The organism is Chitinophagales bacterium, from assembly GCA_040877935.1.
GTDB lineage: Bacteria > Bacteroidota > Bacteroidia > Chitinophagales > CAIOSU01 > JBBDNB01.
Map to the genome: position 1 here is coordinate 1 of JBBDNB010000009.1, position 13,252 is coordinate 13,252.

Genomic DNA, 13,252 nt, shown 5'->3' on the forward strand with positions numbered 1-13,252 from the left:
TCACTGCTGCCTCGCATACGCCTACATCCGCTGTTTGGGTGATGTCAGATGGACAAGTAATTGATGGATTCTCATCATCCGTGATCGTCACGTCAAAAGTACAAGTGGCTGTATTGCCGTGGATATCGGTTACGGTATAGGTTACCGTTGTTGTTCCAACCGGATAGGTATCGCTCGCATCAGCAGTACCATTGTAGTCATTGGTCACTGATTGTACGCCACAGTTGTCATCTGTTGAAGGGGCGGGAACTGTTACAGCTGCTTCACATACGCCTGCGTCTGCTGTTTGGGTAATATCCGAAGGACAAGAAATAGTTGGGTTTTCATCGTCCGTGATCGTTACGTCAAAAGTACAAGTGGCTGTATTGCCGTGGATATCGGTTACGGTATAGGTTACCGTTGTTGTTCCAACCGGATAGGTATCGCTCGCATCAGCAGTACCATTGTAGTCATTGGTCACTGATTGTACGCCACAGTTGTCATCTGTTGAAGGGGCGGGAACTGTTACAGCTGCTTCACATACGCCTGCGTCTGCTGTTTGGGTAATATCCGCTGGGCAAGAGATTGTTGGATCTTCGTTGTCTGTTACAGTCACAGTAATTGAGCAAGTCGTTTGCCCTCCATTTATAGTTGTGATTGTATAAACAACATTTGTATTTCCTACCGGGTAAAAATCACTTGCATCTGAAGTGTTGTTATAATCATTGGTGATGTTATCAATTCCAGCTCCGTCTCCCACAGCGGGGCCGGGCAATGTCACTTGTGCACCACACAAACCGGCATCATTGGTTTGATTAGCATCAGAAGGACATGTAATTACATAAACATAAACCGTAGCCTGGTCGCAATTGCCAGGATTGGCATCTTCACAAATTTCATAGGTCAACTGATATGTACCCGCAGGCGTATTCGAAGCTACATCAACAGTTCCATCGGGGTTAAGAGTAAGGTTTCCACTTGGATCGGGTGTTAACTCTGTTAAATTTACATCGGCAGGATTTAACAGCTGGCCACCCAAACTGTCATTGTCAAATACATTCAAAACAGCAGTTGCTCCACTTAAACCATTAACAGGGCCAGCAGTATCATTCACTGCTACGATATCAAGAGGTTCATTATATATTACAGCAGTATCCTCATCTTCATATGGATTGCCATTATAGATAGTAAAAACAGAAGCAATATTCTGGATTGAATCCAGATTCAAATCGCCTGAAGTAATAAAATAACTTTCTATTATTGTTGCACTGTTACCCACAGTAATTGTACTAATGGTGGAATCTAAACCTGTTAAAGGGTCAGTTACTTCAATATCGAACAGATCAACATTACCGGTATTGCTTACAACAATGGTATAGGTAATTTCCTCGTTGGCATGACTATAAGTAAAAGGATCAACAGATTTGCTGATACTTACACTTGGATCGGGACAGAATAAATTTCCCAAATCTACTTCCAAGATAGCAGAGGCTGTTGTTCCTTCAGCATCAGTAATAGTGAGTACTGCATCATATACATTGGTAGTGGAATTATAGATATGACATGGATTAGCCGCAGTAGATGACCCCCCATCACCAAAATCCCATGAATACGTATATGGCGGGGTTCCTCCAGATGTGAGTTCCTGAAAACATACTTCAGTAGTAGAAGAGGTAAACTCACCACAAGAGTAAGTGAAATTTGGTATCAAAACTGAAACCGGGGCAAAATTTCTAGCACATTTAGAAGGTGAATAATCCCCACATTGTGAAACATACCCTGCCCCCCCAGGATTAGAACATTGTGCGCCAGCAGAAGTTGACCAAGCCACCCAGGTGTTTATCATTTCTATTTCCTGGCCATAAGTAAATGTGATGGGCCCTAAAAGCACTGCATCAAACTGGCCGGGAGACAAAACATCAAAAGAACAATCACTGATCAAAGTACTAAAACTACCATCAATATAAACTTCCGAACTTGTTCTTACAGCATATCTGTTGGTACCGGTTCCATTAATAAAGGTACCCCAAAGATATACATCCACTTGTTGTCCTGTGCTGAAAATCGGAAGTGGGTCACCATTTTGATCAGCCAGGTAAACACCTGCCATGTTTACATCATTGGCAGTACAGGGATTACCCTGAATACCACAGGAGTTGTTTAAATAACACTCACCGGTCCAGGGATCATTACTGGCATTGTTAACCGCGCCAGGCTCACAGGTGCTTGATTGCGCAAAAACGCCTGTAGTGCTAAACAATAGCATAAAAAACCCGACAAGCAGGTTAATGTATTTCAGTTTCATACTTTTTATTTTTGTATTACTTTCAGCAAAACCACTTAGAAGGGATTGGCTTTCCTTAGAAGACACGTTAGTTATTTTCATATCTGATAGTTGGTGTAATGTGGAAATTAAGTTTAAGTAAAATTCTTATGGTTCAATCAGTTTTATACTACTTTATACGTAAAAAACAAAAAAAGATACCTCAAATTCATAGTTATTAGCTCAATTGAAATTTCGTCAATAAAATTAAATATCATTTAAGTCACTTAAAAAGTGTCCTCTTTATTTTTCGGGACACAAAGCTAATAATTAAAACTAATATTTCAAGGCAATGTAATCTTGATAACTAAAAAAATCAAGTATTTCTTTCTAAGTAAAAATACCAGTAAGATTTTCCATACATTAAAATTACAAAAAAACTGTTAAAAAGCTTGTCAATTAAGAGGTGATGAATGTTATCTTATTTTATTAACCCAAAAATAATTTAACTGCTCTTGGAAATAACAATAGAAATTTAACAATTCAATTGCTTTAAAACTGTCTAAAGTTAATGCTTAAGTCCAATTGCTTATTATAATTTGAATTAAACTGAAAGCCGGAATATTTCGATTATACAAATGCTGAAAAACAATTTGATATGAACTGAAAAAATATTCAGCAATAAAAAACCCCGGAAAAATCCGGGGTCAATATGTTGTATGTTTAAATTTAATATCAAATTCCAACAGAAGGTTTTGGTAAAGCTTTTAAAATTTCTTCACTGGCTTCTGATTCAAATTTTTCAAAGTTTTTATTGAATTTTTCCGCAAGTACGTTTGCCTTTTTATCATATGCCTCTTTATCAGACCATGTATCACGTGGGTTTAATACTTCTGCAGGAACACCGGGAAAAGTCAATGGCACTTCAACACCAAATACAGGGTGTGCTTTATACTCCACTCCATTCAAACCACCATTCAATGCTGCTGTAATCATGGCACGGGTATATTTCAACTTCATTCTTCTACCAACACCATAGGGGCCGCCTGTCCAGCCGGTATTCACCAGCCACACATTCACTTTGTTCTCTTTCATTTTCCTGCCCAGCATTTCTGCATATTTGGTGGGGTGCAATGGCAAAAATGGCGCGCCAAAACAGGCTGAAAAAGTGGCCTGAGGTTCTGTTACTCCTTCTTCAGTTCCGGCAACTTTAGCTGTATAGCCCGAAATAAAATGAAACATAGCCTGCCCCGGAGTTAATTTAGAGATCGGAGGCAAAACGCCAAAGGCATCAGCAGTCAGGAAGAATATGTTTTTGGGAATTCCACCTTTGGATGGCTCCACAGCATTGTAAATATGGTGTATAGGATAAGACACCCTGGTATTTTCTGTAATGCTGGTGTCTTCATAGTTTACAGTTCGCGTACCTTCAAAAAACTTTACATTCTCAAGGATAGCTCCAAATTTTATAGCTCCGTAAATTTCAGGTTCTTTTTCAGCGCTAAGGTCAATACATTTTGCGTAGCATCCTCCTTCAAAGTTGAATACCGCATCTTCAGACCAACCATGTTCATCATCGCCTATCAATTCCCTTCTGGGATCGGCAGAAAGTGTTGTTTTTCCGGTACCGGACAATCCAAAAAACACCGCTACATCACCCTTCTCCCCAATATTTGAGGAACAGTGCATAGCAAGCACATTGTGTTCAAAAGGCAAAATAAAGTTCAATACCGAGAAAATGCCTTTTTTGATCTCACCGGTATAAGCCGTTCCGCCAATAATCACTGTTTTCTTGGTAAAATTAATGATGGCAAAATTGTGCTGTCTTGTTGCGTCTTCTTCAGCATCTGCCATAAAACCCGGTGCGGCTATCACATGCCAATCCGGTTCCGCCTTTTTGATCTCTTCGCGTGAAGGGCGCAAAAACATATTCGATGCAAACATATTCTGCCAGGGGAATTCAGTGACCACCCGGATATTCAAGCGGTATTTGTCATCGGCACAAGCATACGCATCTCTTACATACAACTCTTTGTCATCAAAGTATGCCGTTACTTTTTTGTAAAGGCGATCAAATTTATCCGGGTCAAAAGGCAGGTTTACTGCGCCCCAATCAACTGCTGATTCCGTATAATCGTCTTTTACAATAAAACGATCTTTCGGAGATCTTCCGGTGAATTCACCAGTGTTGACTACCAGTGCACCGGTATCATTCAATACACCAAGATTTTTACCCAGCGTATGTTCTGTCAGCTCTGCCGGGGTTAAATTCCAATAGGCCTTCTTCGCTTTTCCCAATCCAAGATCTTCTAGTTTCGCTGCGGGATTTTTGAGCCCTGCTTCTACCATGACTGCTTTTTTTGATTATAAGGTGTCAAAGTTAAATAAATTTCCCCATGCCCTATTAACCTGAGTTCGATAATTATTTAAAAGCTCAGAAATTTATTAAAATGCAACCTGCCAGAGGCAAAGACAAGTAAGAAAGAAACATTTGTGAATATCTATCGGGAAAAACCGCATACCCGCTCGAACGCTTCCATTCGGACGGGGATACAACGCTGTATATTGGGTTTTATGGATTATTTAATGCCAGAAAACAGCAATCTTCTTTCTGGAAATATCTCAAAATAGCCCGCTATTATATCAATATTTCCAGTCGAATCTCACTATTTTCAGGCATTCTGAGCCCTAAATAATTTCAAAACTCAGATTATATTAAAACTTAACAACTAATAAATGCTTTTTTAAAAGCAGGAAATATTGTTGAAGTTTTATTTTTGGGGAATAGCTACACCTGAACCTTCTTTCAAAGAATTTCCAGATTTATAAATCGGATTCAATTTTTTAACTCAACTTGTAGATTTTGCCCGGCAATTGGGTGATCAAACCTTTGAATTCGAGTTCAAGCAACATTCCTGCTAAAAAACTATTGCTGTAGCCAGATTTTATGCTCAATTGATCAATGGGTATTTCTGCATTTTCTTTCAGCAAATCAATTACTTTAAGTTCTTCATTTTTCAAATCAAGCGGCAATTCATACTGCGCATTTTTTTGCATACCCTTTATGTCCTGCCAGGCCATCTGCTCGGGAAATTTTGCCGGATCATCCAATATCTGGGCCTTCAAAATTTTTATCAGGTAATTACAGCCCTGCGAATTTTCCTGATCGTAATTCCCGGGGACTGCAAAAACATCCCTGTTACAACTGAAAGCTATTTCAGCCGTAATCATTGAGCCGCCTTTCTTTTTGGTCTCAACAACAATTAATGCATCCAACATTCCGGCCACAATTCGATTGCGCTTGGGAAAATTCTCCTTTTCAAATTTAGAATCCGACATAAATTCGGTAAGTAAGCCGCCCTGATTGGTCATTTTTGCGGCAATATTCCTGTGCACCGAGGGGTAAATCGTATGCAAGCCATGCCCCAGAACTGCCACTGTATCCAATTCCTTATCCAATGCAGCAGTATGCGCGGCAATATCAATTCCATAGGCCAAACCACTTATCACAAGGGGCTTATAAGGTGCAATGGCCTCTATAATTTCGCGCACCGCTTTTTTGCCATAATTGGTGGCATTGCGTGTACCCACAATTCCAATAACCTTTCTGTTATTCAAATCTGTATTGCCTTTGTAAAACAGCACAAGGGGATGGTCGTAGGTGTTTTTTAAACGATACGGAAAAGCCTTGTCCAAATAGGAAATGAGCTGGACATTATTTTTCTCCGCCCACTCAACTTCCTGATGGGCTCTTTCTATGGCTTCCCCGATAACTCCCTTTTCAGCTTTTTTTAATTTCGGGATCAGTTGGATCAAGTCATTTTGATTTTCAAAAACCTGGTCAACCCCACCGAAATGCGCCATAATATTGCGCGCCTTCACCGGGCCTATTCCGGGCAAAAGACCTAAAGCGATCAGGTATTTTAATTCTTCTTTACTCAATTGCCTATTTTTGCGATAGAAATAATAATCAAAGGATGAAAATAATAAATATGCGCTTTATCAGCTTGTTTGCCTTATTGTTAATTTTTCAAGGAGTAAATGCCCAGCACAACCCATTGCAACCGCCCAATACCTACCAAAACCCGGACAATCCCTGGTACTGGAAAAACAAAAAACCGCATGAGGGCTACTGGCAACAGGATGTGCGTTACGAAATCGATGCCTACATCAATGACCAAACTAATATTCTGGATGCCACTCAAAAATTGACCTATTGGAACAATTCGCCAGACACCTTACATGAAGTATTTTTCATTCTCTACCAGGAAGCCTTTCAGCCGGAATCTTATTACCACAAGCTTTACCAAGCCAATGGCAGGAAAGTAAAATTCGGGGAATACGAAGCCGAAGGCCTGGGCACGGAAATCGAAAAAATGGAGCAAAATGGAAAGGCGCTGGAAATAGAACAGGAAAGCACCGTTTTGCGCATCAAACTGGCCGAGCCAATTTTACCCGGTGGCAGCACAAGCTTTGACATAGCATTCAAAACCTATTTTGACTACGGCAGCATTCGCAGGAGAATGAAGCAGTTCGAGCATTTTGGCAACAAACATTACAATGGCGTGCATTGGTATCCGAAAATTGCAGTATATGACAAAAAATTTGGCTGGCAGACCGATCAGCATTTAGGTCGCGAGTTTTATTCCAATTTCGGGACTTTTGAAGTAAGCCTGAATTTCCCATCTAATTACATAGTAGAAGCTACCGGAAACTTGCTCAATCGAGAAGAAATGTTGCCCGATTCGCTGCGCCAAAAACTGGACATCTCCAATTTCAAGGACAAGCCCTGGAATGAAAAACCTTCGGTAATCATACCCTATGATTCCACGGAAAGGAAAATCTGGAAATTCCATGCAGAGAACGTGCACAATTTCGCCTTTACGGCCGATCCGAGTTATCGCATTGGCACCGCCTATTGGAATGATATAGAATGCGTGGCATTGGTAATGGAGCAGCACGCTTCCGGCTGGCAGAATGTTGCCCAACTCACGGCAGATATTGTACAGATTTACTCCGAGGATTTTGGCATGTATGCCTATCCCAAGATGGTGGTGGCCGATGCCGAAGATGGTATGGAATATCCCATGCTGACGCTTTGCGGAGGAAAAGATCCCAGCAATAGAGGGTTGATTGCCCACGAGATCGGGCACAATTGGTTTTATGGGATGCTCGGCTCCAATGAAACCTATCGAGCTGCTTTGGACGAAGGTTTTACCCAATTTCTCACGGCATGGGCATTGGAAAAATTAGACGGTAAAAACCGCAAACATTATCCCTATGAAGGCTATTCCGCCCGCTTTAAGGATTCGCTGGAAAATCGTGAAGTCAGGGTGTATTATGGCTATCTGGCAGATGCGATTCGCCATCAGGATGCTCATTTGAATACGCACTCGGATGGATTTCACGGAGCCATTCGTCATGGTGGCGGATACCGGCATGTGTATTACAAAACGGCAGCCATGCTCTACAATTTGCAATATGTACTTGGAGATTCCCTTTTTCAAAAGGCCATTCAAAATTACGTAAGCACTTGGTCCATTGCCCATCCTTATTTTGATGATATGCGACAGGCTTTTAAAGATGGTGCCGGGGGCGTGGATCTCAATTGGTTTTTTGATCAGTGGCTGGAAACGGATAAACGCGTGGATTATGCCATTAAGAAAGTGAAGAAAACCGGGAAAACGGATTCGGGCTATACCTATGATATTACCATCAAAAGAAAAGAACGGCAACAACAGCCCATCGATTTGCTATTGACTACAAAAGAAGGCGACTCCGTAAAATATTATATTCCCAATACTTGGTTTGAAAAAGAAACCGATGCCAAAACGCTGGATCGCTGGATTGGTTGGGACAAATTGCAAAAAACCTATACGGCCGAAGTGGAAGTGCCGGGCAAATTGAAAAACGCCATTATTGACCCGAGTTACCGTTTGGCGGATATTTACCGACCGGACAATACTATTCGCGGCAAAGTGGATTTCCGATTGGATGGCTTTGTGAGGCAATGGCTGCCCACGCGCAAAAAATACACGATGTACATGCGCCCCGATCTCTGGTGGAATGCCTACGATGGCTTGAGACCAGGACTGGTTTGGAGCGGGCATTATATGCGCTATAAGCACAAGTTTGAACTGGGTATTTGGGGCGGAACAGGATTGTTGCAGGGCAGCAGTTCCCGCTTTTTCTACCCCGAGGGCAAAACCAAAAAATTCGACAAAATCAATTACCGCTTTCGCTACAGCACGGGACTAAACAAGCGCATCAAAGGCGGTGAGATTTCCGTATGGTCGCAATATTTGGAAGGACTGGAAGCTTATGAGCTGAAATTTGGGCAGAATTTCCCGAGCAATTTCAGCTATGCCATTTCCGTGCGCTCTCTCAATCGTCCGAGGGCTGAAAAGTTGAATTACCTGCATTATCCCAATGAATGGATTGCCGAAAAGCTGAACAATTCGCTGAATCTTGAGCTGGGCTATCATTATAAAAAAGGAAAGGTGAAAGGCGATCTGTCGCTGTACATCCGCAGCAGTGCGCTGTTCAGCGATTTCGATTACCACTACGCTGCCTTTGAATCAAAACAGGAAACCGATCTATGGCGCTTTGAACTGCGCAGCCGATTGTACGGCAGAATAGGAACGGGCAGCAATCCCGCACCGGAATCGATGTTGTTTGCCGCAGGTGCCAATAATGAGGAAATGATGGACAATGCTTTCACCCGCAGCCAGGGCTATTTCCCGCCTTCTTGGTCGGGCTTTGGCGCTGAGACTTCTCCCTTTCATGCCGGGGGTGGATTGAACTTGCGGGGCTATGCCAACTATCTGATTACCGAGGAACATGATGGGAATACTTATCTAGCCTATAAAGGACAATCAGGTGCGGCCATCAACCTGGAGCTGGATTTTGACAATATCATCAACTGGCGACCCAAACGCTGGAACAAATACATCCATATCGATACCTATCTTTTTGCCGATGGGGGCATCCTGCACTACAATGCCGGAGGGGAAAATGAATTTGCCCAGCCTCGCATGGATGCCGGAGCAGGAACGGTATTGACCATAAAGCGCTTTGGTCCATTGGAAACTATCAAGCCCCTGAGCATCCGCTTTGATGTGCCCTTTTACCTTAGCCATGCCCCTGCCCTGGAAGACAATGTGCAGTTTCGGTTTGTGGTGGGTGTGAGTAGGAGTTTTTAGGGATTTGTGATGCTGGTTTTTTTATGATTTTTTATCCCATCTCCATTTAGTGTAAAAGCATTAGGAATGTAAATTCCACCTTCTTCTATTTTTATTAAAGCCGGCAATGCTATTGGCATGCTTCTTCTATTCTATTTGTTCTGGTTAATGAATTAATATCATGGACTTTCCTTATGACGACAAGGAGCATTTTCATAAACACGCACCTTACTTGATTTAGCTAATAAATCTTTTGATTCTTGTATAAAATCTACTTTTTCCTGTTTTGTTAAATCAGTAAGCAGTATGCAAAAATCTATTTCACCTTCCTTACCCCAAGATGCTTTTTCATAGTCTATCTTCACCTTATAATTGCTGATAAACTCAACAAACTTGTTTTTCGTTTTATGATCTATACCGTTGCCCGGGCTGTAAAACGAAACCACTAAACCATAATTAATATCTGTACCATCGTTTTTTGTACTTGAGGTGATATTAATGTTCTTACTGTTGTTGCAAGCATTTACAAGTAAACTAACTAGGATTACATAAGCTATTTTAATCATTTGATTAGTTTTTTATTATACCTTTTTTATTGACTGTATTATTTCCAATTTTAATAGAGACCAAATATACTCCTTGTAACTTATTGCTCAGATCAATCCTTAAATTTTCAATAGCAGATAACTCCGGTTTATAGAACTCATGTACCAGCGCTCCATGAATATTAAAAACTACAATATGGACGTCTGTTGCCATTTTATTCAACACATTGAGATAAAAGATTCCGTTAGAAGGATTAGGAAACAACTCAATCTCAAATTCATCTTTGTTATTTGTTGCAATACCAACAGGAGTAGAACATCCCTGAGAACTCAAAATTGCCGATCTTGCATTAAGCAATGCAGCATCCATCCTATCGGCTTGACCAAATGTGAACATAACCATACAAGTATCATCTACATAATCCATATAGTTCATATACATTTCTCCATTAGCATCGCTTCCACAGCCATTAAATGGAAAAGCCGGGAATGTTGGGCAGCCTGAATTGTCCTCTTCCTGAGGGGGAGTGTCGGCAACCAAATCGTCACCACAAACATCATCACCCCATATATGAAACAGGTTTAACCAATGTCCAACTTCATGGACCGCAGTTCTACCATAATCATTTGCTTCAAATCCATCGGTTCCTGCAGTACCAGTATAACCAAATGCCCTAAAATCAATGACAATGCCATCTAATTCAGGATCGGTGGATAACTCTGAAGGAAATGAAGCATATCCTAAAGTGCCATCTGAGCCATCTAAATTGCAAACCCAGAAATTCAGATATTTAGTAGGGTCCCAATTATCCTTACCACCAGTTGCATCAAATTTTTCATAGTCATAACCCGAAAAGTAACTCGAATCTGTATAGGTGCGGGTAATGCCAGTTGTAGGATTTCCTTCTGGATCTTGTTGTGCTAAACAAAACTCAATTCCGCAATCAGCAGAGTAAATCCAAAAAGGATGTGTCGGCATAAGTGAGTCTTCATTTTGTAATCTAAAATCCCAGTTAAGTGCTTCTATTTGAGAAAAAATTTGTGCATCAGTAATGTTTTCCGTGCTTGTATGATATAATACGTGTACAACTACCGGAATAGTAATAATTGACGAGCGCTTCTTTTTCCCTTTGTATTTCTCAATCCATTTTTGTGTTTTTAATTCAAGCTGTTGCATTCGATGTTCAGCATTCGGATGCTTAGTTTTAATGCATTCCCAACGCTCCATTGTTGTACATTTTTGTGCGTTTATACTCATTACTGTAATGAGCAGTAGTGTCAATAAAACTCCCTGTTTCATGATATCTGTTTTAATTATTAATGCTTCACTACTTTCTCCCTATACGACTTACCGGCTGACAACAGCTCCACAAAATATATGCCCGGGGCATAAGTGCTGAGGTCAAGCGTAAAGTGGTTGCCACTTAGATTGTTTTTAATGGTTTGTCTGCGACCTTGTATATCTATCAGGCTGAGAGTGGCATTGTGCAGCACTGTTTCAGTGGATATGGTGAGGTTGCTTTGGGTGGGGTTGGGATAAAGTTCAATGTGGTTACTACTATACTTATCATTTGTATTATTGGTATTTAAGCTATTAATTTTAAAACACAAAGATGTATCTGTGCATATATTTCCGGTTATAATTACAGCATAGCTTCCGTTTATTGTTGCTGTAAAACTTTGATTGGTTTCCCCACTCAAAAGGCTATTGTTATTACAATCAATCCATTGATAACTCACTCCTGTCGCATTAGCAATTAAAGTTGGTTCTTTGTTAGTTACTGATAGATCAACAAAACATTGAGTCATTTTATGTATATAGCTATCATCGTAACTAGGAAGAGTAGAAAGCAATTCGTATTTGCCAGTTCCAGGGTCAAAATCAACAGGATTGTTTCTTGAAGTAGAAAAAATACCTGATGAAAATATTTCTCCAAGATACCCTATAGACAAGGAATTTGGTATTACTCCTCCGCCACTCCCGCTCGTTACTTTTAGTGGCAGTGACCAGAACAAGTTTCCTTCTGAATCAAGCTTTGATATATAAGTTGCGGCTGTTGAATCTGATATTAGCACATCATTTTGACTAGGGTTGGTGTTAAAATCCAACAAACCTTTAAATCGTCCAGTGAGATAAACATTATCATAACCATCCAAAGCAACAGATCTTGGTCTATTAAGATCACTTCCATAAAAGCTTTTTGCCCAGATAAAATTTCCATTTGAGTCACATTTAAGCACATAGGTATTAAAAATATTATTTGGCGTTGATAAATTAAAAACTCCAGCCCCTGGATCAAAGTCAACTACATCCTCAAAACCTCCAACTGTATAGATATTGGAAGCCTGATCTACTGCAATGTGTTGCACATATATATCATACCTGCCTTTTAGATTTTTTGCCCAAACCAAATTTCCGGCAGAATCTAATTTTATTATGAATTTATCAGTCGATCCCCATGAGCCGCCTGAACTTGTTCCATAATCTGATTCTAAAATATACTGTTGGAACCAATCTGGATTAAAATCAGCAGTACCCAGGAATTGTCCTGTAGCATATACGTTTGAGTGAATATCTAACGCAATTGAATAGCATCTAAGAAAACTTATGGTGGAACCACCAGAAATAAATTTAGCATCCCATAGTAAATCACCATTCGAATTAAACTTAGTGATAAAACCACCTTCTTTACCACTATATGATTCCTGAACACCAGTCGCAAAGATATTGCCATAATTATCCATTACAACTGATTTATTACTATTGTATTCGGGTGAATTCAATGAACCAAAGTTTGTACTCCATAAATAGTTGCCGTTATCATCTAACTTCAAAATAAAACCATCGAAATCGCCAGATGTTGTTAATGAAGCAATTTGAAAAAACTCAATTTTTGCGTTAAAGTCTCCTCCAACTATGATATTACCTTGATTATCAGTGCCAACAGAATTAATATATACACTTGGTGTCGCATTAATATAATAAACCGGGCTACCTACTATGTGTCGGACCCAAATTATATTGCTATTTGAATCCATTTTTAGGACATAAGCGTCAGGTGAACCACTTGCGGTAATTGTGCTCGGGCCAAACTGGACTGTACCGTGAAATGAACCAGCAACATATAAATTTCCTGCCTCATCAGTAGTGATAGAAGGGGGGTGATGACTTTGATTATCTAATTGGTATACCCACTCAAAATCAGGTGTTTTTGCATGCAAAAAAACTCCAAAAAATATTAAAATCCAGATAAAACCTATTGCTTTTTTCATAACATTTTAAT

Annotated in this window: 7 protein-coding genes; 1 reads left to right on the top strand and 6 read right to left on the bottom strand. The window is 40.2% G+C overall.

The genetic code is table 11. From position 1 onward, the window contains the following. The 3 genes from WD048_02350 to dprA all read right to left on the bottom strand — a co-directional run. Positions 1–2,284 (bottom strand): HYR domain-containing protein (locus WD048_02350; protein ID MEX0811028.1); only part of this gene is annotated, 2,284 nt, incomplete at its 3' end. Positions 2,285–2,977: 693 nt separating this feature from the next. After that, entirely contained in the window at positions 2,978–4,591 is a 1,614-nt protein-coding gene (gene pckA, locus WD048_02355) for a phosphoenolpyruvate carboxykinase (ATP) (GenBank protein MEX0811029.1), read from the bottom strand. Between the two features lie 495 nt (positions 4,592–5,086). After that, on the bottom strand, positions 5,087–6,184 hold the full coding sequence (dprA, locus tag WD048_02360) for a DNA-processing protein DprA (GenBank protein ID MEX0811030.1): 1,098 nt from the start codon (positions 6,182–6,184) through the stop codon (positions 5,087–5,089). Between the two features lie 35 nt (positions 6,185–6,219). Here dprA and WD048_02365 point away from each other — a divergent pair, with 35 nt between their 5' ends. Next, a complete protein-coding gene (locus WD048_02365) occupies positions 6,220–9,444 on the top strand; it encodes a M1 family metallopeptidase (GenBank protein MEX0811031.1) in 3,225 nt (1,074 codons plus the stop codon). Positions 9,445–9,602: 158 nt separating this feature from the next. On the opposite strand, the gene WD048_02370 is transcribed toward WD048_02365, so the two are convergent. From WD048_02370 to WD048_02380, 3 genes are read right to left on the bottom strand one after another with little or no spacing between them, the layout of a single operon-like run. Next, positions 9,603–9,989 (bottom strand): hypothetical protein, encoded by a 387-nt coding sequence (locus WD048_02370; GenBank protein MEX0811032.1) that lies wholly within the window; start codon positions 9,987–9,989, stop codon positions 9,603–9,605. A gap of 4 nt (positions 9,990–9,993) precedes the next feature. After that, on the bottom strand, positions 9,994–11,268 hold the full coding sequence (locus tag WD048_02375; GenBank protein ID MEX0811033.1) for a M43 family zinc metalloprotease: 1,275 nt from the start codon (positions 11,266–11,268) through the stop codon (positions 9,994–9,996). 17 nt (positions 11,269–11,285) lie between these two features. Next, a complete protein-coding gene (locus WD048_02380) occupies positions 11,286–13,241 on the bottom strand; it encodes a T9SS type A sorting domain-containing protein (GenBank protein MEX0811034.1) in 1,956 nt (651 codons plus the stop codon). Positions 13,242–13,252: the final 11 nt, after the last annotated feature.